This is a genomic window from Rhodopseudomonas palustris (assembly GCF_003591005.1).
GTDB classification, from domain to species: domain Bacteria; phylum Pseudomonadota; class Alphaproteobacteria; order Rhizobiales; family Xanthobacteraceae; genus Rhodopseudomonas; species Rhodopseudomonas palustris_K.
The window spans coordinates 1-23,108 of record NZ_QYYD01000043.1 but is presented as its reverse complement, the minus strand read 5'-3'; the positions used below and the strand labels follow the sequence as shown (position 1 = coordinate 23,108).

At 65.3% G+C, this 23,108-nt stretch carries 20 protein-coding genes; 17 read left to right on the top strand and 3 right to left on the bottom strand.

All coding sequences use genetic code 11. The features are described from left to right. Nucleotides 1-179: 179 nt before the first annotated feature. Nucleotides 180-2,279, bottom strand: a complete 2,100-nt coding sequence (locus D4Q52_RS24870; protein ID WP_119859268.1) for a 3-hydroxyacyl-CoA dehydrogenase NAD-binding domain-containing protein — start codon at nucleotides 2,277-2,279, stop codon at nucleotides 180-182. A gap of 171 nt (nucleotides 2,280-2,450) precedes the next feature. On the opposite strand from D4Q52_RS24870, the gene D4Q52_RS24865 reads away from it, so the two are divergent. The 9 genes from D4Q52_RS24865 (at nucleotide 2,451) to D4Q52_RS24825 (ending at nucleotide 12,653) form a co-directional block, all read left to right on the top strand. Further along, a complete protein-coding gene (locus D4Q52_RS24865; protein WP_119859267.1) occupies nucleotides 2,451-3,329 on the top strand; it encodes an IclR family transcriptional regulator in 879 nt (292 codons plus the stop codon). Between the two features lie 63 nt (nucleotides 3,330-3,392). Continuing rightward, nucleotides 3,393-4,190 (top strand): ABC transporter ATP-binding protein, encoded by a 798-nt coding sequence (locus D4Q52_RS24860; protein ID WP_119859266.1) that lies wholly within the window; start codon nucleotides 3,393-3,395, stop codon nucleotides 4,188-4,190. Further along, nucleotides 4,187-4,900, top strand: a complete 714-nt coding sequence (locus tag D4Q52_RS24855) for an ABC transporter ATP-binding protein (RefSeq protein ID WP_119859265.1) — start codon at nucleotides 4,187-4,189, stop codon at nucleotides 4,898-4,900. The genes D4Q52_RS24860 and D4Q52_RS24855 overlap by 4 nt, the downstream gene beginning before the upstream one ends. 11 nt (nucleotides 4,901-4,911) lie before the next feature. Then, nucleotides 4,912-5,790 carry a branched-chain amino acid ABC transporter permease gene (locus D4Q52_RS24850; RefSeq protein WP_119859264.1) on the top strand — a complete coding sequence of 293 codons (879 nt, stop codon included), beginning with the start codon at nucleotides 4,912-4,914 and terminating at the stop codon, nucleotides 5,788-5,790. A gap of 2 nt (nucleotides 5,791-5,792) precedes the next feature. After that, the gene (locus D4Q52_RS24845; RefSeq protein WP_119859263.1) at nucleotides 5,793-6,806 is read left to right on the top strand and encodes a branched-chain amino acid ABC transporter permease; all 1,014 of its coding nucleotides are present in this window, start codon (nucleotides 5,793-5,795) and stop codon (nucleotides 6,804-6,806) included. A 368-nt stretch (nucleotides 6,807-7,174) separates the two neighbouring features. After that, entirely contained in the window at nucleotides 7,175-8,401 is a 1,227-nt protein-coding gene (locus tag D4Q52_RS24840; protein ID WP_119859262.1) for an ABC transporter substrate-binding protein, read from the top strand. 148 nt (nucleotides 8,402-8,549) lie between these two features. After that, the gene (locus tag D4Q52_RS24835) at nucleotides 8,550-9,785 is read left to right on the top strand and encodes an ABC transporter substrate-binding protein (RefSeq protein ID WP_119859261.1); all 1,236 of its coding nucleotides are present in this window, start codon (nucleotides 8,550-8,552) and stop codon (nucleotides 9,783-9,785) included. A 184-nt stretch (nucleotides 9,786-9,969) separates the two neighbouring features. Continuing rightward, a complete protein-coding gene (locus D4Q52_RS24830; protein WP_119859260.1) occupies nucleotides 9,970-11,196 on the top strand; it encodes an ABC transporter substrate-binding protein in 1,227 nt (408 codons plus the stop codon). 227 nt (nucleotides 11,197-11,423) lie between these two features. Next, a complete protein-coding gene (locus D4Q52_RS24825; RefSeq protein ID WP_119859259.1) occupies nucleotides 11,424-12,653 on the top strand; it encodes an ABC transporter substrate-binding protein in 1,230 nt (409 codons plus the stop codon). Nucleotides 12,654-12,968: 315 nt separating this feature from the next. On the opposite strand, the gene D4Q52_RS24820 is transcribed toward D4Q52_RS24825, so the two are convergent. Both D4Q52_RS24820 and D4Q52_RS24815 read right to left on the bottom strand, forming a co-directional pair. Further along, a complete protein-coding gene (locus D4Q52_RS24820) occupies nucleotides 12,969-13,469 on the bottom strand; it encodes a ferritin-like domain-containing protein (RefSeq protein WP_119859258.1) in 501 nt (166 codons plus the stop codon). A 148-nt stretch (nucleotides 13,470-13,617) separates the two neighbouring features. Continuing rightward, complete coding sequence (locus tag D4Q52_RS24815; RefSeq protein ID WP_119859257.1) at nucleotides 13,618-14,787, bottom strand: M20 aminoacylase family protein; 1,170 nt, start codon at nucleotides 14,785-14,787, stop codon at nucleotides 13,618-13,620. 144 nt (nucleotides 14,788-14,931) lie between these two features. Between D4Q52_RS24815 and D4Q52_RS24810 the strand changes: the two genes are divergently transcribed. From D4Q52_RS24810 to rpsD, 8 genes are all read left to right on the top strand, one after another. After that, nucleotides 14,932-16,551, top strand: coding sequence for a GMC family oxidoreductase (locus tag D4Q52_RS24810; RefSeq protein ID WP_119859269.1), 1,620 nt, complete (start codon nucleotides 14,932-14,934; stop codon nucleotides 16,549-16,551). A gap of 738 nt (nucleotides 16,552-17,289) precedes the next feature. Beyond that, on the top strand, nucleotides 17,290-18,597 hold the full coding sequence (purB, locus tag D4Q52_RS24805) for an adenylosuccinate lyase (RefSeq protein ID WP_119859256.1): 1,308 nt from the start codon (nucleotides 17,290-17,292) through the stop codon (nucleotides 18,595-18,597). Between the two features lie 519 nt (nucleotides 18,598-19,116). Next, nucleotides 19,117-19,452, top strand: a complete 336-nt coding sequence (locus tag D4Q52_RS24800; protein ID WP_119859255.1) for a DUF1778 domain-containing protein — start codon at nucleotides 19,117-19,119, stop codon at nucleotides 19,450-19,452. Then, complete coding sequence (locus tag D4Q52_RS24795; protein ID WP_119859254.1) at nucleotides 19,437-19,967, top strand: GNAT family N-acetyltransferase; 531 nt, start codon at nucleotides 19,437-19,439, stop codon at nucleotides 19,965-19,967. Before D4Q52_RS24800 ends, D4Q52_RS24795 begins: the two co-directional genes overlap by 16 nt. A 23-nt stretch (nucleotides 19,968-19,990) precedes the next feature. Beyond that, nucleotides 19,991-20,788, top strand: coding sequence for a glutamate racemase (gene murI, locus D4Q52_RS24790; RefSeq protein WP_119859253.1), 798 nt, complete (start codon nucleotides 19,991-19,993; stop codon nucleotides 20,786-20,788). A gap of 54 nt (nucleotides 20,789-20,842) precedes the next feature. Beyond that, the gene (locus D4Q52_RS24785; protein WP_119859252.1) at nucleotides 20,843-21,229 is read left to right on the top strand and encodes a cupin domain-containing protein; all 387 of its coding nucleotides are present in this window, start codon (nucleotides 20,843-20,845) and stop codon (nucleotides 21,227-21,229) included. Nucleotides 21,230-21,235: 6 nt separating this feature from the next. Then, the gene (locus tag D4Q52_RS24780; protein ID WP_119859251.1) at nucleotides 21,236-22,018 is read left to right on the top strand and encodes an acyltransferase; all 783 of its coding nucleotides are present in this window, start codon (nucleotides 21,236-21,238) and stop codon (nucleotides 22,016-22,018) included. 243 nt (nucleotides 22,019-22,261) lie between these two features. Continuing rightward, the gene (gene rpsD / locus D4Q52_RS24775) at nucleotides 22,262-22,879 is read left to right on the top strand and encodes a 30S ribosomal protein S4 (RefSeq protein WP_119859250.1); all 618 of its coding nucleotides are present in this window, start codon (nucleotides 22,262-22,264) and stop codon (nucleotides 22,877-22,879) included. Nucleotides 22,880-23,108: the final 229 nt, after the last annotated feature.

The following is a 23,108-nucleotide window of genomic DNA, read 5'->3' as shown; positions in this document are numbered from 1 at the left end:
CCCCACCCCCCCCCCCCCCCCCCCCCCCCCCCCCCCCCCCGCGCGCCGCCCCCCGCCCCCCCCCCCCCCCCCCCCCGCCCCCCCCCCCCCCCCCCCCCCCCCCCCCCCCCCACGACGGAAGCCTGTCCGTGTGGCGCCCTCACCCCGGCCCTCTCCCGCAAGCGGGAGAGGGAGACGGATCACGCCGCCGCTTTGTTCGGCTGGCCGATCGAGGCGAAGGTCTTGCCTTCGTCGGCGAGCTTCTTCAGCAGCGGGGCCGGCTCCAACGACGGGTCGTTGGTGGCCTTGGCGTAGTAGCTAAGCCGCTCGGCGATGTGCTTGAGGCCGACGCTGTCCGCGTAGTGCATCGGGCCGCCGCGATAGATCGGCCAGCCATAGCCGTACAGCCAGACCACGTCGATGTCGCTCGGACGCGCCGCGATCTTCTCCTCGAGGATGCGGGCACCCTCGTTGATCATCGGATACATCATGCGCTCGAGGATCTCCTCGTCGCTGACCTCGCGGCGCTTGAGGCCGAGCTTGGTCAGCGTGTCGTTGATCAGCGTCTCGACTTCCGGATCCGGCAGCGGCGAGCGCGAACCAGCTTCGTACTTGTAGTAGCCCTTGCCGGTCTTCTGGCCGAAGCGGCCGGCTTCGCACAGCGCGTCGGCGATTTCCGACTTGACGCCGCGGTCCTTGCGCGAGCGCCAGCCGATGTCGAGGCCGGCGAGATCGCCCATCGCGAACGGGCCCATCGGCATGCCGAACTTGGTGACGACGGCGTCGACCTGCTGCGGCAGCGCGCCTTCGAACAGCAGCTTCTCGGACTGCTTGGAGCGGGCCGCGAGCATGCGGTTGCCGACGAAGCCGTCGCAGACGCCGACCACGACCGGCACCTTGGCGATCTTCTTGGCGATCGACACCGCGGTGAGCAGCGCATCCGGCGCGGTCTTGGCACCGCGGACGATCTCGCACAGCTTCATGACGTTGGCGGGCGAGAAGAAGTGCATGCCGAGCACGTCCTGCGGCCGCTTGGTGGTCGCCGCGATCTCGTCGACGTTGAGATACGACGTGTTCGAGGCCAGCACCGCGCCCGGCTTGGCGTAGGCGTCGAGCGCGGTGAACACTTCCTTCTTCACCGCCATGGTTTCGAACACCGCCTCGATGATCAGGTCGGCGTCCTTGACGTTCTCCAGGCCGACCATGCCGGTGATCAGGCCCATGCGCTTGGCGGGCGCGTCCGCCGGAATGCCGCCGCGCGCCGCGGTGGCTTCGTAGTTCTTCTGCATGATGCCCATGCCGCGATCGAGCTGTTCCTTGCCGGTCTCGATCAGCGTCACCGGAATGCCGGCGTTGGCGAACGACATCGCGATGCCGCCGCCCATGGTGCCGGCGCCGATGATCGCGACGCGCGCCACCGGACGCGGCTTGGTGCCGTTCGGCACGCCGTCGACCTTGGCGGCCTCGCGCTCGGCGAAGAATGCGTAGCGCTGCGCCTTGGACTGATCACTGGTCAGCAGCTTGAGGAAACCCTCGCGCTCCTTCTTCAGCCCCTCGTCGAACGGCAGGTCGATCGCCGCGCCGATCGCGTCGGCGCAGGCGAACGGCGCTTCGAGGCCGCGCGCCTTCTTGGTCATCGCCGCCACCGCATTGGTGAAGATCGAACGGTCGGCCTTCGCAGCTGCGAGCTTGCTGTCGTCGTCGCGCAGCCGGCGGGTCGGCCGCTTCTCGGCGAGAATCTTCTTGGCGAACGCGACCGCGCCCTCGGTCGGGCCCTCGACGATCTCTTCGATCAGGCCATGCTTGAGCGCCTCGGCCGCGCCGATCGGGCCGCCGCCGACGATCATCTGCACCGCGAGCTCGGGACCGACCGCGCGCGGCAGCCGCTGCGTGCCGCCGGCACCCGGGAGCAGGCCGAGCTTGACCTCGGGCAGACCGAGCTTGGCCTCCTTCACCGCAACGCGGAAATGGCAGCCGAGCGCGACCTCGAGGCCGCCGCCGAGCGCGGTGCCATGAATCGCCGCGATGGTCGGCTTCGGTGAATTCTCCAGCGCAGCGATGACGTCGTTGAGCGCCGGGGGCTGCGGCGGCTTGCCGAATTCGGTGATGTCGGCGCCGGCGATGAAGGTGCGGCCCGCGCAGACCAGCACGATCGCCTGCACATCGGGATCGACGACCGCGGCGTTGACGTTTTCCAGAATGCCGCGGCGAACGGCCGCACTGAGCGCGTTGACGGGCGGGCTGTCGACGGTGACGATGGCGATCGCGTCCTGTCGTGCGCGTGTTACGACTTCGCTCATTGCATTCTCCCTTGGCGTTTCTCAGCTGCGTTTCTTGGCCGGTCTCGACCGATGTCGAACGATTTCGCACTGCGAAATTTAATTCCACATCTTGACAGCGAGGGTTATTTTGAAGAGCGTCGCTTGTCAACGACGACCATAATCAACAATCAATCAACAATCGCGCAGGGAATGAAGCGTCCTCCGAAAAAAGCCGCGACCGATCGCAGTTTCGTCGTCGCGTTGTCGCGTGGACTCGAAGTACTGCGCGCGTTCGGACCAAACGACGGCCTGCTCGGCAATCAGGAAATCGCGGCGCGTACCAAGCTGCCGAAGCCGACGATCTCGCGCCTGACTTACACGCTCACCAAACTCGGTTACCTCACGCAGGTGCCGCGATTCGAGAAGTATCAGCTGGCACCGGCGGCGATGTCGCTGGGCTATGCGGCGCTGGCCAATCTCGGCGTGCGTCATCTGTCGCAGTCCTTTCGCGACGAATTGATGCAACAGACCGGCGGCGCCGTCGCTGTCGGCGCGCGCGACCGGCTCAGCATGATCTATGTCGGTCAGGCGCGGTCGAGCCTCACCGTCGGCGTGCAGCTCGATGTCGGCTCGCGGATTCCGATCGCCACCACGGCGATGGGCCGCGCTTACTTGTGTGCACTGCAAGGTGACGAGCGCACGGCTTTGTTGCGCGACATGCGCGATTACTACGGCAGTCGCTGGCCGCGTATCAAAGAGGGCATCGAACGCTCCGAGGAGATGGTCGCGCGCTACGGTTTCACCATCTCGGCCGGCGAATGGCAGGACGACGTCCACGCCGCCGGCGTGGCGCTGACGATGAACGACGGCACAGGACCCTACGCGTTCAACTGCGGCGCCCCCGCATTCCGCTTTACGGAAGAACGACTGATCAACGACATTGGACCTCGTCTGTTGGCGATGGTAAGGAAAATCGAAGCGGCGCTCGGCGGGACATCGGCGCCGCTACCAAGAAGAACCGACAAGTCTGAAAACAAGAAAACTAAGTCAGGAGGGAAACTTGCGCGTGTCGTCGAGGGGATCAGGTAGCATCCGTCGTCGCGAAGCGTCGCCGATGATCATGCTACGCCGCCCGGTTCAGGGCCGCAGCAAATGATGCAGGCACATTCGGGACAAACCGCGTCACCGCTGCTCGCGGTGCGCGACGTCAGCGTCGTGTTCGGCGGCATCGTCGCCTTGAACGGCATTTCGTTCGATATGAAGAAGGGTCAGATCCTCGGACTGATCGGCCCCAACGGCGCTGGCAAGACCACGCTGTTCAACTGCCTGTCGCGGCTGTATCAGCCGAGTAAGGGCGACATCCTGCTCGAGGGCGACAGCATCCTCACCCGGCCGCCGCATCGCATCTCCGAGATGGGCATCGGCCGCACCTTCCAGAACGTCGCGCTGTTTCCCAACCTGACGGTGGTCGACAACGTCCGCGTCGGCACCCACGCACGTAGCAACAGCGACATCGTCTCCGACTCGCTGCGCCTGCCGTGGATCCGCCGCGGCGAAAAGGACATGAACAAGCGCGTCGACGACATCCTCGGTTATCTCGAACTGCGCCACGTCGCCCACACCGTTGTGTCGGGCCTGCCGTTCGGCACGCAGAAGCGCGTCGAGCTGGCGCGCGCGCTGGCGACCGAGCCGAAGATCCTGCTGCTCGACGAGCCGGCCGGCGGCCTCAACCACGAGGAGGTCTACATCCTCGGCGATCTGGTCCGGAAGATCCGCGACGATCGCGGCATCACCGTGCTGCTGGTCGAACACCACATGGGTCTGGTGATGTCGATCGCCGACCACGTCGTCGCCTTGAATTTCGGCCGCAAACTCGCAGAGGGAACGCCCCAGCAGGTGCAGAACGACCCGGATGTGATCAAGGCCTATCTGGGGAGCAAAGACCAATGACGGCGATGCTCAATGTTCGCGACCTGCGCGCTTACTACGGCCAGGTCCAGGCGCTGCACGGCCTCGAATTCGAACTGCAGGAAGGCAGCCTCACCACCCTGCTCGGCGCCAACGGCGCCGGCAAGACCACCACGCTGCGGGCGATCTGCAACATGGTGCGCTCGACCGGCTCGATCGAGTTTCAGGGCAGCAAGCTCTCGAACCGCTCGACCGAAGCGATCGTGCGTCTCGGCATCGCGCATGTGCCGCAGGGCCGCGGCACCTTCACGACGCTGACCGTGCAGGAGAACCTCGAGCTCGGCGCCATCAGCCGCAAGGACAAGAAGGCGATCACATCCGACATCGACCGGATGTACGCGCACTTCCCCGTCCTGAAGCAGCGTCACACCCAGCAGGCCGGCACGCTGTCCGGCGGTGAACAGCAGATGCTCGCGGTCGCCCGCGCGCTGATGCTGCGTCCGCGGCTGATGCTGCTCGACGAGCCGTCGTTCGGTCTGGCGCCGCTGGTGGTGCGCGACCTGTTCAAGATCCTCGGCAAGATCAACCGCGAAGACAAGGTCACCATCCTGGTGGTCGAACAGAACGCGCAGCTGGCGCTCGAACTGGCCGACCAGGCCTATGTGATCGAGACCGGCCGCATCGTGATGTCCGGCAAGGCGGACGACATCGCCAATAACGAAGACGTCCGTAAATCGTATCTGGGATACTGAGGAGACCGGCCATGGAACTTCTGCTGAATCAGGTCCTGGCAGGTATCGCCACGGGCGCCATCTACGCGTGTATGGCGCTGGCCGTGGTGATGATCTATCAGGCGATCGACCACCTCAACTTCGCCCAGGGCGAAATGGCGATGTTCTCGACCTTCATCGCCTGGCAGCTGATGCAATGGGGCGTGCCGTATTGGGGCGCGTTCCTGCTGACGCTGGCGCTGTCCTTCGCGGGCGGCATCATCATCGAGCGGGCACTGTTCAAGCCGCTCGGCAATGCGCCGGTGCTGACCCACGTCGCGGGCTTCATCGCGCTGTTCGCGATCATCAACTCGGTCGCGGGCCTGACCTGGGACTTCACCATCAAGCAGTTCCCGTCGCCGTTCGGCTCCGCGCCGTTCCTGGGGAGCCAGCTGATCTCCACCCACCAGGCCGGCATGATCGGCGTGACGCTGGTGCTGCTGATCCTGTTGTACTTCTTCTTCCAGTTCACCCGGATCGGCCTGGCGATGCGGGCGGCGGCGGCGCAGCCTGAATCGGCTCGCCTGGTCGGCGTCAACACCTCCTGGATGATCGCGCTGGGCTGGGGCATGGCGGCGGCGATCGGCTCGATCGCCGGCATGCTGATCGCTCCCGTCGTGTTCCTCGAGCCCAACATGATGGGCGGCGTGCTGATCTACGGCTTTGCCGCGGCGGTGCTCGGCGGTCTGTCGAGCCCGCTCGGCGCGGTGATCGGCGGCTTCCTGGTCGGCATCTTCGAGAACCTCGCCGGCACCTACATCCCCGGTGTGGGTAACGAACTGAAGCTGCCGATCGCGCTGGCGCTGATCGTCACCGTTCTGGTCGTCAAACCCACGGGCCTGTTCGGCCGCAACATCGTCAAGCGAGTCTGATCATGAGCGCCTTGCAGGAAACCGTTAACGACGCCCAGCCGATCGAAGCCACGCCGAAGAAGTACATGGCGCTGAGCGGCTACGCCTCCGCCGTGGTGCTGTTGCTCCTATGCATCGCACCGCTGTTCATGAAGAACTTCGTCATCTTCCAGATGACGATGGTGCTGATCTACGCCATCGCAGTGCTCGCGCTGAACATCCTGACCGGCGGATCCGGCCAGTTCTCGCTCGGCCAGAGCGCGTTCTACGCGCTCGGCGCCTACACCTCGGCGATCCTGATGGATACGTTCGGGGTCAATTACGCGCTGACGCTGCCGATCTCGGGAGCGATCTGCTTCCTCGCCGGCTATCTGTTCGGCCTCCCGGCGCTGCGGCTCTCGGGGATCTATCTGGCGCTCGCGACCTTCGCGCTCGCCACCGCGATGCCGCAGCTCCTCAAGCTGCACTACTTCGAAGCGTGGACCGGCGGCGTCCAGGGTCTGGTCATCACCAAGCCGGACGCGCCGTTCGGCCTGCCGATCTCGCAGGACATGTACCTGTACTACTTCGTGCTGGTGATCTCGATCCTGATCTATGTGGCCTCGGTGAACCTGCTGAAGTCGCGCTCCGGCCGCGCCATGATGGCGATCCGCGACAACGAAATCGCGGCCTCCGCAATGGGCGTCGACGTGGCGCTGTACAAGACGCTGGCGTTCGGCGTCTCGGCCGGCATCACCGGCGTCGCCGGCGGCCTCGGCGCCATCGCGGTGCAGTTCGTGGCGCCGGACAGCTACACCATCCAGCTCGCCATCGCGCTGTTCCTCGGCATGGTGGTCGGCGGTGTCGGCTGGCTGCCGGGCTCGATCATCGGCGCGGCATTCATCGTGTTCGTGCCGAACATCGCCGAGCACTTCTCCAAGGGCCTCTCGGGCGCGGTGTTCGGCCTGATCCTGATCGTCATCATCTTCGTCCTGCCGCACGGCGCGCGGCAGGTCGCCTACACGGCGCAGGGCTGGATCCACAAGCTGCGGAAATAGCAGTTCCGGTCTGACGATGCCCCTGGCCCCCGGCGATGCCTTCGCCGGGGGCTTTTCTTTGGGCGCGAACGGCGTCTAGGTTGCGGGCGTCGCCGTATCGGCTCTTCACTCACTCCACAAAGACCGTGATGGCCGGGCTTGTCGCGGCCATCCACGCCTTTTCCGAGTTGCCGTCAGTAAGGCGTGGATGCCCGGCACAAGGCCGGGCATGACGCGCGGAGAAGTCTGTGTCTCATTTCATCGACTGAGGTCTCGGCAGGCAGCCTCTCGGCAAGCATTGCTGCAGAGCTGCCCCACGATCGGAGGATGCAACGCGGCCGCGATCGGGCGTATGGATGGCGTCGCTCCGTCCCTTGCCGAGATGCTTGATGCGGTCCTTCTGTCTTCACCTCACGCGCTGCGGCGCTCTGCTTGCGTTGCTCGCCTTCGCGTCCACCGGCGCCTTGGCGCAGAAGGCCTACGATCCCGGCGCCAGCGACAGCGCCATTCGGATCGGCAATCTCATGCCCTATTCCGGCCCCGCCTCGGCCTATGCGATCGTCGGCCGCATCGAGCAGGCGTATTTCCGGATGATCAACGACCGGGGCGGCATCAACGGCCGCAGGATCGAGTTCATCTCCTATGACGACGCCTACAGCCCGGCGAAGGCGGTGGAGCAGACCCGCAAGCTGGTCGAGAGCGACGAGGTGCTGCTGATGTTCAGCCCGATGGGCACGCCGTCCAACGTGGCGATCCAGAAGTATCTCAACGCCAAGGGCGTGCCGCAGCTGTTCGCCGCCACTGGAGCGACGCGGTTCGGCGATCCCACGGCGTTTCCCTGGACGATGGGCTGGCAGCCACCCTATCAGGTCGAGGGCCGGGTCTATGCCAAGTACATCCTGAAGACCAAGCCGGAGGGCCGGACCGCGGTGCTGTATCAGAACGACGATCTCGGCCGCGATCTGTTGAAGGGCCTCAGGGACGGCCTCGGCGACAAGGCCACGATGATCGTCGCCGAAGAGAGCTATGAAGTCACCGAGCCGAGCGCCGACAATCACATCGCGCGGCTCAAGGCGTCGGGCGCCGATGTGTTCGTCTCGATCACCACGCCGAAATTCGCCGCACAGAGCATCCGCCGTGCCGCCGAGATGGCGTGGCGGCCGCTGTACATCCAGGCCTTGGTGTCGGCCTCGATCGGCGCGGTGATCCGCCCGGCCGGGCTGGAGAACGCCCAGGGACTGGTGTCAGCCGCCTACAACAAGGACGCCGCCGATCCGCAATGGGCCGACGACGCTGGCATGCAACGCTTTCACGCCTTCCTCGACGCCTATGCGCCGGACGTGAACCGGGGCGACAACTCGGTGGTCTACGGCTACGGCGCCGCGCAGTGCCTGGTCGAAGTGCTGCGCCGCGCCGGCGACGATCTGACCCGCGCCAACGTGATGCGGCAGGCGGCAAGCCTCGACGGCTACGCGCCCGACACGCTGCTGCCGGGCATTACCATCACAACCGCGCCGAACGATTTTCATCCGATCGAACAGCTCCGGCTGATGCGCTTTGCCGGCGACCATTGGGAACTATTCGGGCCGGTGATCGGCGGCGAGCTGCGGAACTAATCTTCACAGACGCCAAGTAAAATATCCCACCCGGCGGCTTGGTCGCAGGTGCTCGCACTTGCTGCAACAGCGAGAAACGTGTTCAATCAGCAGCGAACTCAACGAAGTTCGAACAACAAGAACACACCCGACCAAGGAGCTTTTCGGAATGCAAACTTATCGTTCGCGCGCGCTCGCCTTTTCAGCAGCCGTCGCGGTCAGCTTCGCCACCTTCAGCGGCGCGGCCTTCGCCCAGAAGAAGTACGACACCGGGGCGTCCGACACCGAGATCAAGATCGGCAACATCATTCCCTATTCCGGCCCGGCCTCGGCCTACGGCACCATCGGCAAGACCGAGGAAGCCTATTTCCGGATGGTCAACGACAATGGCGGCATCAACGGCCGCAAGGTGAACTTCATCAGCTACGACGACGCCTATTCGCCGCCGAAGGCCGTCGAACAGGTTCGCAAGCTGGTCGAGAGCGACGAAGTGCTGGCGGTGTTCAATCCGCTCGGCACGCCGTCCAACACCGCCATCCAGAAATATCTCAACGCCAAGAAGGTGCCGCAGCTGTTCGTCGCCACCGGCGCGACCAAGTGGAACGATCCGAAGAACTTCCCCTGGACCATGGGCTGGCAGCCGTCCTATCAGAGCGAAGCCCAGATCTACGCCAAATATCTGATGAAGGAGAAGCCGGACGCCAAGATCGCCATCCTGTATCAGAACGACGATTTCGGCAAAGACTACCTGAAAGGCACCAAGGACGGTCTCGGCGCGAAGGCGGCCTCGATGATCGTCGCCGAAGAGACCTACGAAATTTCCTCACCGACGATCGACAGCAACATCGTCAAGCTGAAATCGGTCAATCCCGACGTCGTGCTGCTTTACGTCACGCCGAAGTTCGGCGCCCAGTCGGTCAAGCGGATCGCCGAGCTCGGATGGAAGCCGCTGGTGATCCTCACCAACGTCTCCGCCTCCGTCGGCAGCGTGATGCAGCCCGCCGGCTTCGACAACGCCCAGGGCGTGCTGTCGGCCGCCTACGCCAAGGACGGCACCGATCCGCAATGGGACAAGGACGAGGCTTTCAAGAAGTGGCACGCCTTCGTCGACAAGTACATGCCGGGCGCCAGCAAGACCGACAGCAACATGGTGTACGGCTACGGGGCCGCCCAGACGCTGCACAAGGTGCTCGAAATGTGCGGCGACGACCTCACCCGCGCCAACGTCATGAAGCAGGCCGCCAGCTTGAAGGACTTCGAGCCGGATACGCTGCTGCCCGGCATCAAGATCAACACCTCGGCGACCGACTTCGCGCCGATCAGCCAGCTGCAGATGATGCGCTTCAAGGGCGAGAAGTGGGAGCTGTTCGGCGACATCATCTCGGGCGACGTCAAAACCGAGTAAGCGCGAGCACCGCGCCGGGCGCATAGCGTCTCCACGCAACCTCTTCTAACTGACCAAATTGTAACCCCCGGCGACCCGCGTCGCCGGGGGTTATCTGTTGCCGGCCCCGGACAAACAGGTTTCAATCCGCGCCACGCCGCCCGAGCAACGAGGCGGTGATAACTGGCTCAGGAGACGACCCACAATGTCCTTTTCGCGTTCGAAACTGGCGGCGCTGTCAGCCGCCGCGCTGCTGCTCGCGGTGAGCAGCAATGGCGCTCTCGCTCAGAAGAAATACGATCCGGGCGTGACCGACACCGAGATCAAGATCGGCAATGTCGAGGCCTATAGCGGCCCGGCATCGGCCTACGGGATCATCGGCAAGACCGAGGAAGCCTATTTCCGCATGATCAACGATCAGGGCGGCATCAACGGCCGCAAGATCAATTTCATCAGCTACGACGACGCCTATTCGCCGCCCAAGACGGTCGAGCAGGTCCGCAAGCTGATCGAGAGCGACGAGGTCTTCCTGGTCTTCAACGCGCTCGGCACGCCGACCCAGACCGCCGTGCAGAAGTATCACAACGCCAAGAAGGTGCCGCAACTTTTCGTCGCAACCGGCGCGAGCAAATGGAACGACCCGAAGGACTTTCCCTGGACGATGGGCTTTCAGCCGAGCTATCGGGTCGAGGCGCGGATCTTCGCCAAGTACATCCTGAAAGAGAAGCCGAACGCCAAGATCGGGGTGTTCTACGCCAATGACGATTTCGGCAAGGACTATCTGCTCGGCCTCAAGGACGTGCTCGGCGCCAATTCCAAGCTGATCGTCGCCGAAGAAAGCTACGAGACCTCCGAACCGTCGATCGACGCCCATATCGTCAAGCTCAAGGACACCGGCGCCGACGTGCTGGTCAACATTTCGACGCCAAAATTCGCCGCCCAGGCCATCAAGAAAGTGGCCGAACTCAACTGGAAGCCGATGCATCTGATGACCGACGTGTCGATCTCGATCGGCGCGGTGATGAAACCCGCCGGCCTCGACGCCTCGGAGGGCGTGCTGTCCGCCGGCTACCTCAAGGACGCCTCGGACGCGCAGTGGGACAACGACGAGGGCATGAAGAAATTCAAGGCGTTCCTCGGCAAGTACATGCCCGGCGCCAACATCTCCGACACCAATCTTGTGTATGGTTATACTGCAGCGCAAACCATGGTGCAGGTGCTCAAGCAGGCCGGCGACGATCTGACCCGCGCCAATGTCATGAAGCAGGCCGCCAGCATCAAGGATTTCGCCGCCGACACCCTGCTGCCCGGCATCAAGATCAACACCTCGGCGACCGACTTCGCGCCGATCGAGCAATTGCAGATGATGCGATTTACCAAAGGCAAGTGGGAAATGTTCGGCGAGATCATCAGCGCCGAAACCGGCGGCTGACCGCGTCCGCGAGCTGGCTCGTCGCAGGCGGCGAGCCATGCGCAAACTCACCTCGTACTCACACTAACAGCACTGCTGTTACTCCGCACTGCAACAAGCCTCTGCGACGGTGTCGCAGGGGCTTTTTGTTGCCGCCTCAGCGGGAAAAGTGTTGAATGCTCCGGCAGGGCCGCCAAGAGCCCGAACAACAAACACACAATCAACGTATCAAGAAACGGGAGTCAGAAATGCCTTCACTCCGTACGCACACGGCTGCCCTCTCGGCCGTGCTCGCCATGACGCTCGCGGCCTCGAGCAGCGCGCTGGCGCAGAAGAAATATGATCCGGGTGCCAGCGACACCGAGATCAAGATCGGCAACATCATGCCCTATAGCGGCCCGGCCTCAGCTTACGGCGTGATCGGCCGCACCGAGGCGGCGTACTTCAAGAAGATCAACGACGCCGGCGGCATCAACGGCCGCAAGATCAACTTCATCAGCTACGACGACGCCTACTCGCCGCCGAAGACCGTGGAGCAGGCCCGCAAGCTGGTCGAGAGCGACGAGGTGCTGCTGATTTTCAACTCGCTCGGCACGCCGCCCAACTCGGCGATCCACAAATACATGAACACGAAGAAGGTGCCGCAACTGTTCGTCGCAACCGGCGCCACCAAGTGGAACGATCCGAAGGATTTCCCGTGGACGATGGGCTGGCAGCCCAACTACCAGAGCGAGACTCAGATCTACGCCAAATACATCCTCAAGGAGATGCCGAACGCCAAGATCGGCGTGCTGTATCAGAACGACGATTACGGCAAGGACTATCTCAAGGGCCTCGAGGACGGGCTCGGCGACAAGGGTAAGTCGATGATCGTGATGAAGGAGAGCTACGAGGTCTCCTCGCCGACGATCGACAACCATCTGGTCAAGCTGAAGGCCAGCGGCGCCGACGTGTTCATCAACATCACCACGCCGAAATTTGCCGCCCAGGCGATCAAGAAGAACGCCGAGATCGGCTGGAAGCCGGTGCACTTCCTCAATAACGTCTCGGCTTCGGTCGGCAGCGTGATCAAGCCGGCCGGCTACGAAGCCGCGCAGGGCGTGATCTCCGCCGCTTATGTCAAGGACGTCAGCGACGACCAGTGGAAGGACGATGCCGGCATGAAGGAATTCCTCGCCTTCATGGACAAGGACTTCCCGGACGGCAACAAGCTCGACGGCGGCACCATCGTCGGCTACGGCGTGGCGCAGACTCTGGTCGAGGTGCTGAAGCGCTGTGGCGACAACCTCACCCGCGAGAACGTCATGAAGCAGGCCGCCAGCCTGAAGAACTTCCGCACCGAAGTGCTGCTGCCCGGCATCAGCATCAACACCTCGGCGACCGACTTCGCGCCGATCAGCCAGCTGCAGCTGATGCGGTTCAAGGGCGAGAAGTGGGAGCTGTTCGGCGACGTCATCAGCGGCGACGTCGGGGGGTAGTGGTTGCACCACTGAAGTGGACGTGAAGAGCCACACGTCTCACACTCCGTCATGCCCGGCCTTGTGCCGGGTATCCACGCCTTGCAGACGGCATTTCGGAAAAGGCGTGGATGGCCGGGACAAGCCCGGCCATGACGGCATTCTTGTGGGATCCGGGGAACCCGCTTCGTCATTGCGAGCGAAGCGAAGCAATCCAGCGCCTTGCACGGCGCATGGATTGCTTCGTCGCTTCGCTCCTCGCAATGACGGAGAGGTTGACGTCGCGGCCTGCCGCGCATTGGCGCGGCAGGCCGTACTCATTCAAACGTTTCGTCGTTACGCCGCGGCTTCGTAGTTGATTTCGCTTTCCGCCAGCTTGGTCAGCGTGACGTCGGTGGTCTTCTCCTGCTGCAGGGTCTGGTCGAGCAGCTTGACGGCGTCCTTCATGCCGAGCAGGCCGGCCCAGGTCTTCAGCGTGCCGTAGCGGGAGATCTCGTAGTGTTCGACCGCCTGGGCGGCGGCGAGCAGACCGGCGTCGAGAGCTTCGGTGCCCTTGTACTCGTCCATGATCTCCTTGCCCTCGTCGATGATGCCCATGATGGCGTCGCAGGTCTTGCCGCGCGCCGGCTTGCCGAGGATTTCGAAGATCTGCTCCAGCCGCTCGATCTGGCCCTCGGTCTCGCCTTCGTGCTTTTCGAACGCCGCGCGCAGCTTGTCGGACGTGGCCGCCTTCGCCATCTTCGGCAGCGTCTTCAGGATCTGCTTCTCGGCGTAGTAGACGTCCTTCAGCGTATCGAGGAACAGGTCGTTGAGGTTTTTCTCTTTGGCAGCCGCCATGGTCGTCTCCGGTTGGTGATGGGAGTTCCGTCTCAGACGTGCGCCCAACGCAACTTCGGAGCGATAGTTCCAGCGGCTTCGCGTCCTCCACCGCGCGGAGCTACGCGAAGCGCGTTGGCCGATCTTTTGATCCGGAGACGCCGGCGGCTCAGGCGGCCAGCTGGGTCTCGACCAGCTTGATCCAATACGACGTGCCGTAGACGATGGCGTCGTCGTTGAAATTGTAGGCCGGGTGATGCAGCCCGGCGCTGTCGCCGTTGCCGATGAAGATGAAGGCGCCGGGGCGCGCTTCCAGCATATAGGCGAAATCCTCGGCGCCCATCAGCGGCGGCATCGACACCACGTTGGTGTCGCCGGCGATGTCGCGGGCGATGCGCTGCGCCACCTCGGTCTGCTCGGCGTGATTGACCACCACCGGATAGCCGCGCTCGTACTCCACCGTGATCTTGGCGCCGGTCGATTGCGCCACGCCGGCTGCAACTTCGTGGACGCGCTTCTCGACCAGATCGCGGACCTCGGGCGTCAGCGTGCGCACGGTGCCCTTCAGCTCGGCGATCTGCGGAATGACGTTGCGGGCATTGCCGGCGTGGAATTCGCAGATCGACACCACCGCCGATTCCAAGGGATCGACGGTGCGCGACACGATCGATTGCAGCGCGGTGATCAGCTGGGCGCCGACCAGCACCGAGTCGATGCACATATGCGGCCGGGCGGCGTGGCCCCCCACCCCCTCGATCCGGATGTCGACCGAATCGGTCGAGGCCATGATCGGCCCCGGACTGATCGCGAAGGCGCCGACCGGGATGCCGGGGCCGTTGTGCATGCCGTAGACCTGCTCGATGCCGAACCGGTCCATCAGCCCGTCCTTGATCATCGCCGCGGCGCCGGCGCCGCCCTCCTCGGCCGGCTGGAAGATCACCACCACGTCGCCGGCGAAGTTGCGGGTCTCGGCGAGATAGCGCGCGGCGCCGAGCAGCATCGCGGTGTGGCCGTCATGGCCGCAGGCGTGCATCTTGCCGGGCACCTTGGAGGCATACGGCAGATCGGTCGCCTCCTCGATCGGCAGCGCGTCCATGTCGGCGCGCAGCCCCACCACCTTGAGATCGCCCGCCGCCGGCTTGCGGCCGCGGATCACGCCGACGACGCCGGTGCGGCCGAGGCCCGTGACCACCTCGTCGCAGCCGAACTCGCGCAGCCGCTCCGCCACGAAGGCCGCGGTCCGATCGACGTCGTACATCAGTTCGGGATGCTGATGGATGTCGTGGCGCCAGGCCATGATCTCGGGTTGCAGGTCGGCGACGCGGTTGATCACGGGCATGAGGCTGACAGTCTCCAAATTTCACAAACCGAAATCACAGGCTAGCCGCCCTGCCGCCTGGCAGCAACTGTACAGCGCCGTCGCAGCGGTCTAAGCCTCTGCAAAATCACGACGTCACCGGACGCAGCGGGTGGGATGGAACGCATGACGGCGCAGATCGAAGGCGAATTCGACACTATCGTGGTCGGCGCGGGCACCGCGGGCTGCATCGTTGCCAACCGGCTGTCGGCCGATCCGAACCGCCGGGTGCTGCTGCTGGAGGCCGGCGGCCTCGACAACTGGATCTGGTTTCACATTCCGGTCGGCTATCTGTTCGCGATCGGCAATCCGCGCTCGGACTGGATGTTCAAGACCGATCCGGAGCCCGGCCTTAACGGCCGTTCGCTGGCCTATCCGCGCGGCAAGGTGATCGGCGGCTCCTCCGCCATCAATGCAATGATCTCGATGCGCGGCCAGGCCGCCGATTACGACCACTGGCGCCAGCTCGGCCTGTCCGGCTGGGGCTGGGACGACGTCCGCCAGGCATTCCGCCGGCTGGAGGATCATTTCCTCGGCGACAGCGAGCATCACGGCGCCGGCGGCGGCTGGCGGATCGAGGCGGCGCGGCTGTCGTGGCCGATCCTCGACGCGGTGGCCGACGCCGCCGGCGAGATGGGGATTCCGCGCAGCGCCGATTTCAACACCGGCGACAATGAGGGCGTCGGCTATTTCCACGTCAACCAGAAGCGCGGCCGGCGCTGGTCGTCGGCGCGCGGCTTCCTCAAGCCGGCGCTGCATCGCAAGAACCTGCGGCTCGAAACCAATGTGCTCACCGACCGCGTGCTGGTCGAGAACGGCCGCGCGGTCGGTGTGCGCTTCCTGCAGAACGGTGTGGCGGTCGAGGCGCGCGCGCGGCGCGAGGTGGTGCTGTGCGCCGGTTCGATCGGCTCGGTGCAGGTGCTGCAACGCTCCGGCATCGGCCCGGCCGAATGGCTGGCGCCGCTCGGCATCACGCCGGTGCTGGATCGCCAGGGCGTCGGCCGCAATCTGCAGGACCATCTGCAGCAGCGCGCGATCTACAAGGTGTCGGGCGGCCGCACCCTCAACGACATCTATCACTCGCTGCCGCGCCGCGCCTGGATGGGCATCGACTACGCGTTCCGCCGCCGCGGCCCGCTGACCATGGCGCCGTCGCAGCTCGGCATCTTCACCCGCTCCGATCCGCATCAGGAGCGCGCCAACATCCAGTTTCACGTCCAGCCGCTGTCGCTGGATAAATTCGGCGATCCGCTGCACCGCTTCTCCGCCATCACCGTGGCGGCCTGCAATTTGCGCCCGACCTCGCGCGGCGAGATCAAGCTGAAATCCACCGCACTCGACGCGCCGCCGTCGATCGCGCCGCATTATCTCGAGACCGAGGACGACCGCCGCGTCGCCGCCGACGCCATCCGCGTCACGCGCCGGCTGATGCAGCAGCAGGCGCTGGCGAAGTATCACCCCGAAGAGTATCTGCCCGGCCCGTCGGTCGGCGACGACGACGCCTCGCTGGCCAAAGCTGCCGGCGACATCGGCACCACGATCTTCCACCCGGTCGGCACCGCCAAGATGGGCCTCGCCAGCGATCCGCTAGCCGTGGTCGACGAACGCTTGCGCCTGCACGGCCTGCAAGGCCTGCGCGTCGTCGACGCCTCGGTGATGCCGACGATCACCTCCGGCAATACGAATACGCCGACCGCGATGATCGCCGAGAAGGGCGCGGAGATGATCGTGGCGGACGGCAAGTAAGCGCCGGGCCGCGCCTCGCTCGGAATCGTCACGCTTACTTGTCAAACAGCCACGGCAAATCTTTCTCGCGGCGCCTGAAGCGTCCGAGCCATGCACCCGTCGCTGCGCAGCGAGGGGTGGGGGCGCGCCGGTCGGCGCAAAGGGTGGTGCTTGTCGCGATCACTTCTTTCGAAGTCATCGCGCAACGCCTCGTCGGCGCGCCCACCGCGGCGATCTTGTGGGCCGAAGGACCGTTCTTCCGGGACCGAGCGAGCTTGCGGGCTTTCCCCGGCCTCCACTCGACCCGTCCAGCCTCTTGAAGCGGCAGCCGCTCGTAGTAGCGGCGGACGGTGGCCCTCAGCCTCCCGGACGACGTGGCTGCGAACCACCTCGCGCAGGACGCCGCATCCGGCCGAGCGACGCCGCACCGTGCGGCTCCGCCAGACCGTCACCGGCCAGCCTCCCGGCCGGTGATCTGTCCCGCTCAACGACGCCTCGCGAAGCGCCCCTCGTGGACAGGACGAGGTGGATTATAGTCTTAATAGGAATAGTGTCAAGACCTGTAGCCCGGATGGAGCGCAGCGCAATCCGGGAGCGCCGACACCGGGCGTCGGACTATGACCGCGTCGGTCGCGGGCCCTCGATTTCGCTTCGCTGCATCGAGGCTACAAAGATGCCCGCCTTCCTCCCCCGCCTAGCCCCTGCCGGCCCGATCTGCTAAAGCGCGGCCTTAATCCCCCTGCACATCACGAGACCACAATGATCCCGCGCTATACCCGTCCGGAAATGGCTGCCATTTGGGAGCCGCTGACCCGCTTCAAGATCTGGTTCGAGATCGAGGCGCACGCCTCGGACGCGCAGGCCGAGCTCGGCGTGATTCCGAAGGAAGCGGCGGAGACGATCTGGGCCAAGGGCAAGGACGCGGCGTTCGATGTCGCGCGGATCGACGAGATCGAGCGCGAGGTCAAGCACGACGTCATCGCCTTCCTGACGCATCTGGCCGAATTCGTCGGCCCGCTGTCGCGCTTCGTGCATCAGGGCATGACCTCGTCGGACGTGCTCGACACCTGCTTCAACGTCCAGCTGGTGCGCGCCGCCGACATCCTGCTGGCCGATCTCGACCGCGTGCTCGCCGCGCTGAAGACCCGCGCGTTCGAGCACAAGATGACGCCGTCGATCGGCCGCTCGCACGGCATCCACGCCGAGCCGGTGACGTTCGGCCTGAAGATGGCCTACGCTTACGCCGAATTCTCGCGCGCCAAGGAGCGCCTGATCGCCGCCCGCAAGGAAGTCGCGACCTGCGCGATCTCCGGCTCGGTCGGCACCTTCGCGCACATCGATCCGCGGGTCGAAGAGCACGTCGCCAAGGCGATGGGGCTCAGCGTCGAGCCGGTGTCGACGCAGGTGATCCCGCGCGATCGCCACGCGATGTACTTCGCCACGCTCGGCGTCATCGCCTCGTCGGTCGAGCGGCTCGCCACCGAGATCCGCCACCTGCAGCGCACCGAAGTGCTCGAGGCCGAGGAGTACTTCTCCGAGGGCCAGAAGGGCTCGTCCTCGATGCCGCACAAGCGCAACCCGGTGCTGACCGAGAACCTCACCGGCCTCGCCCGCATGGTGCGCAGCTATGCGATGCCGGCGATGGAGAACGTCGTGCTGTGGCACGAGCGCGATATCTCGCACTCCTCCGCCGAGCGCATGATCGCGCCGGACTCCACCGTGACGCTCGACTTCGCACTGAATCGCCTGGCCGGCGTGATCGAGAAGCTGGTGGTGTATCCGGACAACATGACGAAGAATCTGGATCGCCTCGGCGGCCTGATCCACTCGCAGCGCCTGCTCACCGCGCTGACCCAAAAGGGCTGCTCGCGCGAGGAGAGCTACAAGCTGGTGCAGCGCAACGCCATGCCGGTGTGGCGCGGCGAAGGCGACTTCCTGACGCTGCTGAAGGCCGACCCGGACATGAAAAAGTACATGACCGACGCCGAGATCGAGGAGCAGTTCGACCTCGGCTACCACCTCAAGCACGTCGACACGATCTTCCAGCGGGTGTTCGGCGAGAGTTGACGGCGGACGAGAGCCTGGGCGCACTCCAACCTCTCGTTCGTCATTCCGGGGCGCTCGCTCTTGCGAGCGAACCCGGAATCCAGACATTGTGGAAATGACAGAGTCGCAGAACGCTGCGAGATTCCGGGTTCGCCGCTACGCGGCGCCCCGGAATGACTGGGGAGAGGCTCGAACCTACACCCCCCGCCGCCCTTAGACTACGCCGCCCCCCGCTCGTCATTCCGGGGCGCTCGCTCTTGCGAGCGAACCCGGAATCCAGACGTTGTGGACATGACAGAGTCGCAAAACGCTGCGAGATTCCGGGTTCGCCGCTACGCGGCGCCCCGGAATGACTGGGGAGAGGCTCCGAACCTACACCCCCCGCCACCCTACGACCACGCCGACCTCCCGTGCGTCATTCCGGGCGCTCGGTCTTCGCGAGCGAACCCGGAATGACTCGCTTGGGGCGGTGAGCCAAAAGCGCCGCAGGGTCAAGCGTGGCGTATTGACACTGTACATACACGTCCCGATATTGCCGGCATGAGCAAGCTTCCGCAACGCGCCTCCGAGCCGTCCGGCCCTACTGTCGCCCAGCCTGAAGCTGCGCTCGGCGGCAAGGGCAGCATCAATCTGCGGATCGAGACCGATACGCGAGAGCTGATCGACGACGCTGCGGCCGTCCTCGGCAAGACCCGGACCCAGTTCATGGTCGACAGCGCCCGCCGCGAGGCGACCGACGTGCTGCTCGAGCAACGGCTGTTCGCGCTCGAGCCGGAGCGCTACGACGCCTTCGTGCGTGTGCTCGACAATCCTCCCGCGCCGGGGCCGAAGCTGCGCGCGCTGCTGCGCCGGGTGCCGGCATGGCAGAAGCCGTAAGGCGCTACGAGGCCCCCGTGCCGCTGACCGCGGCGCATGATCTGGCGAGCTTCGACTGCGGCGAGCCGGCCCTGAACGATTGGTTCCGCCATCGCGCCCTGGCGAACGAGAGCCGGTTCTCGCGGACCTATGTGGTCTGCGACGGCGACCGCGTCGTCGCATTCTGCTGCATTTCGGCCGGCGCGGTCGAACGCGCCGCCGCACCGGGGAAGCTCCGCCGCAATGCGCCCGATGCAATCCCGGTAGCGGTGATCGGTCGGCTAGCGGTCAGCCGCGATCACGCGGGCCGCGGGCTTGGCGCAGGCCTGCTGGCCGATGCGCTGCACCGCATCGCAGTTGCCTCGCAGAGTATCGGCATCGGCGCAGTTCTGGTCCACGCCAAGAGCGACATGGCGAAGCGGTTCTATCTTGGTTGCGCCGAATTCCTCGAATATCCAGCCGACAGCCGGACGTTGTTTCTGCCGATCGAGACGGTGGTGGCGGCGTTCGATCGATCGATCACAACCGAAAACTAACCAAACCACGATAGACCTACCGCGTGTCTGGGCATCCGAACATTCTGGTCTTCGATTCCGGCCTCGGCGGCCTCACCGTGCTGCGCGAGATCGTCCGGGCGCGGGCGGATGCGCGTTATGTCTATGCGGCGGACGATGCGTTCTTTCCCTACGGGCAGCACAGCGAGGAGGCGATCATCGGCCGGGTGGTGCCGCTGATCGGCGAACTGATCGACGCCCATGCGCCGGACCTCGTCGTGATCGCCTGCAATACCGCCTCGACCCTGGTGCTGGCGCATCTGCGCGCCGCCTATCGGGTGCCGTTCGTCGGAACCGTGCCGGCGATCAAGCCGGCTTGCGCGGCGTCCAGGACGAGGCGGGTCTCGGTGCTCGGTACCAGCGGCACCGTGAAGCGTGAATATACCCGCGCGCTAATCCGCGATTTCGCTCAGGGCTGCGACGTCAAGCTGGTCGGCTCGGCGCATCTCGCGTCGCTGGCCGAAGCTGCGCTTGGTGGCACGCCGGTGGCCGACGCGGCGATCGCCGCCGAAATCGCGCCCTGCTTCGTGACTGGCGACGGACCAGACAACCGCACCGATACCATCGTGCTGGCGTGTACGCATTACCCGCTGCTGCTCGACCGGCTGGTGCGGCTGGCGCCGTGGCCGGTGGACTGGATCGACCCGGCGCCGGCGATCGCGCGGCGCGTGGTCAGCCTGCTCGGCGCCGGCAGCGATCGTCATCAAAATGAACCGGGCGCCACCATAGTGTTCACTTCCGGACAGTCGCATCGACTCGCCAGTGCGTTAACTCCCTATTTTGGCGGTCATATCCCCGCCTGAGCGCTTTCCGACGCCGTCCGGCACTGCTACTTTCTCAGGCAGGGAGGACGACCGATGGCCAGGACGATCTTGATCGCGCTCGCAGCTGTGTTGGCCGCCGGCATTGCTGGCGCGCAGCAGCCACCGAGCGGCATCAAGCGCACGCCGCTGCAAAAGGTCGAGTTCCCGGACGGCTACGTCACGGTCAGCGGCCTCGCCGAGCTTCCCGCCGGCGGCCGGATCGGCCGCCACACCCATCCCGGCATTGAAACCGGCTATCTGCTGGAAGGCGAAGCCCTGATGACGATCGACGGCCAGCCCGACAAGCATTTGAAGGCCGGCGACTCCTACTCGATCCCGGCCGGCGTGGTGCACGACGCGGCAGCGCATGGCGGCGGCGCCAAGGTGATGGCCGTGTGGGTGGTCGACAAGACCAAGCCGCTGTCCAGTCCGGCGCCGTAGTCCGACGTGCGCGGCAAGCTCCGAATTCTGTCGCTGCGGCGGCGGCTGATCAGCGATCTGATGCGCGCGTCGCGCGACGTGCCGCTAATCACCTATCAGCGCTCGCTGAACCTGACGCCGCTGGCGCTGGCGCGCGGCCGGCTGGCCACGCCGCCCGGCTTTGCGGCGATCATCGCCAAGGCCTGGGCGCTGGTGGCGCGCGAGCAGCCGATGCTGCGCACGCTGGTGGTCGATTTCCCGTTTCCGCATGTCTACGAGCTGCCGCGCAGCGTCGCGATGATCGCCATCGCCCGCACCGTCGAGGGCGAGGACTGCGTGCTGATGCAGAAGGTGGTCGGCGCCGATGAATTGTCGCTGCGCTGCGTCGATGCGCTGATCCGCGAGGCGCAGACCGCGCCGATCTGCGAGGTGCCGATGTTCCGCAAGCTGCTGCGGATCAGCGCACTGCCCTGGCCGCTGCGACGGATCGTATGGTGGGGCGGCATGGCGCTGGCGCGGCAGCGCGCGAATTTCTTCGGCAGCGTCGGGCTGTCGTCGGTGTCGGCGCTCGGCGCCGGCGACCTCTATCCAATCAGCCCCGGCCCCTACATGCTGAGCTACGGCCGGCTGCACGACGACGGCCGCTTCGACATGGTGATCCGCTTCGACCACCGGCTGATCGACGCCGCCCCGATCGCCCGGGCGATGACCCGGCTGGAACAGGTGCTGAACACCAGCATCGCCGGCGAATTGCAGGCGATGTACTGCGCGGCGACCGACCTGCCGCCGGTGCGGGCGATCGGCGCCTGAGGCCGGCGGGCGGGTTCCGGCCTGTCGCCTAATTGACATCCGGGCGGTTTCTCCCTAGAACCCGGCCAACAACGCGGGCCTTTCGGCCCGCGTTGCGTTTCGCGACCCGTGGTCCTCCCCTATCAGCTTTGGGGCCGGATCTGTCGGCGGCTGGTTCTCCGGCCGCACAGGAGGGCGCGTCTCCTCATGCAAGACCGAAAAACGCCATCGCGGTCGCGATGGCTGTGAACAACCGAGGACGCGATGACAAAGCGCAGTGAAGCCAAGTATAAAATCGACCGCCGTATGGGCCAGAACATCTGGGGCCGCCCGAAGAGCCCGGTCAACCGCCGCGAATACGGCCCCGGCCAGCACGGCCAGCGCCGCAAGGGCAAGCTGTCCGACTTCGGCGTGCAGCTGCGCGCCAAGCAGAAGCTGAAGGGCTACTACGCCAATATCTCCGAGCGCCAGTTCCACGCCATCTACGTCGAGGCGACCCGCCTCAAGGGCGATTCGGGCGAGAACCTGATCGGCCTCCTGGAGCGCCGTCTCGATTCGGTCGTGTACCGCGCCAAGTTCGTCTCGACGATCTTCGCGGCGCGCCAGTTCATCAATCACGGCCACATCAAGGTCAACGGCAAGCGCGTCAACATCTCGAGCTACAAGGTGCGCGTCGGCGACGTGATCGAGGTCAAGGAATCGTCGAAGCAGCTCGCCATCGTGCTGGAAGCCAGCCAGCTGCCCGAGCGCGACGTGCCCGACTACATCGAAGTCGACCACAACAAGATGACCGCCAAGTTCGGCCGCATCCCGGCGCTGTCCGACGTGCCGTTCGCGGTGCAGATGGAGCCGCATCTGATCGTCGAATTCTACTCGCGCTAAGCGCGACGGACCTGCTTTCTTCGTACTGATTGCTGCTCAGTCCGATGCATCGAGGCCCCGGTTCGCCGGGGCCTTTTTGTTTGTGCTCGGTGTCCCGGACGCGATGCGGATCACCCTCCCCTGGAGGGGGAGGGTCGGCACGCATGCCGCGAAGCGGGATGCGTGACGGGGTGGGGTGAGCCGCGGGCATTGCGGATGAACTCTTCGCGGGGGGGCCCCCCCCCGGGGG

What these genes read in the sequence shown, in the direction of transcription:
- D4Q52_RS24870 (WP_119859268.1), bottom strand. Translation starts at nt 2,279, where the DNA reads ATGAGCGAAGTCGTAACACGCGCACGACAGGACGCGATCGCCATCGTC.
- D4Q52_RS24865 (WP_119859267.1), top strand. Translation starts at nt 2,451, where the DNA reads ATGAAGCGTCCTCCGAAAAAAGCCGCGACCGATCGCAGTTTCGTCGTC.
- D4Q52_RS24860 (WP_119859266.1), top strand. Translation starts at nt 3,393, where the DNA reads ATGATGCAGGCACATTCGGGACAAACCGCGTCACCGCTGCTCGCGGTG.
- D4Q52_RS24855 (WP_119859265.1), top strand. Translation starts at nt 4,187, where the DNA reads ATGACGGCGATGCTCAATGTTCGCGACCTGCGCGCTTACTACGGCCAG.
- D4Q52_RS24850 (WP_119859264.1), top strand. Translation starts at nt 4,912, where the DNA reads ATGGAACTTCTGCTGAATCAGGTCCTGGCAGGTATCGCCACGGGCGCC.
- D4Q52_RS24845 (WP_119859263.1), top strand. Translation starts at nt 5,793, where the DNA reads ATGAGCGCCTTGCAGGAAACCGTTAACGACGCCCAGCCGATCGAAGCC.
- D4Q52_RS24840 (WP_119859262.1), top strand. Translation starts at nt 7,175, where the DNA reads ATGCGGTCCTTCTGTCTTCACCTCACGCGCTGCGGCGCTCTGCTTGCG.
- D4Q52_RS24835 (WP_119859261.1), top strand. Translation starts at nt 8,550, where the DNA reads ATGCAAACTTATCGTTCGCGCGCGCTCGCCTTTTCAGCAGCCGTCGCG.
- D4Q52_RS24830 (WP_119859260.1), top strand. Translation starts at nt 9,970, where the DNA reads ATGTCCTTTTCGCGTTCGAAACTGGCGGCGCTGTCAGCCGCCGCGCTG.
- D4Q52_RS24825 (WP_119859259.1), top strand. Translation starts at nt 11,424, where the DNA reads ATGCCTTCACTCCGTACGCACACGGCTGCCCTCTCGGCCGTGCTCGCC.
- D4Q52_RS24820 (WP_119859258.1), bottom strand. Translation starts at nt 13,469, where the DNA reads ATGGCGGCTGCCAAAGAGAAAAACCTCAACGACCTGTTCCTCGATACG.
- D4Q52_RS24815 (WP_119859257.1), bottom strand. Translation starts at nt 14,787, where the DNA reads ATGCCCGTGATCAACCGCGTCGCCGACCTGCAACCCGAGATCATGGCC.
- D4Q52_RS24810 (WP_119859269.1), top strand. Translation starts at nt 14,932, where the DNA reads ATGACGGCGCAGATCGAAGGCGAATTCGACACTATCGTGGTCGGCGCG.
- purB (WP_119859256.1), top strand. Translation starts at nt 17,290, where the DNA reads ATGATCCCGCGCTATACCCGTCCGGAAATGGCTGCCATTTGGGAGCCG.
- D4Q52_RS24800 (WP_119859255.1), top strand. Translation starts at nt 19,117, where the DNA reads ATGAGCAAGCTTCCGCAACGCGCCTCCGAGCCGTCCGGCCCTACTGTC.
- D4Q52_RS24795 (WP_119859254.1), top strand. Translation starts at nt 19,437, where the DNA reads ATGGCAGAAGCCGTAAGGCGCTACGAGGCCCCCGTGCCGCTGACCGCG.
- D4Q52_RS24785 (WP_119859252.1), top strand. Translation starts at nt 20,843, where the DNA reads ATGGCCAGGACGATCTTGATCGCGCTCGCAGCTGTGTTGGCCGCCGGC.
- rpsD (WP_119859250.1), top strand. Translation starts at nt 22,262, where the DNA reads ATGACAAAGCGCAGTGAAGCCAAGTATAAAATCGACCGCCGTATGGGC.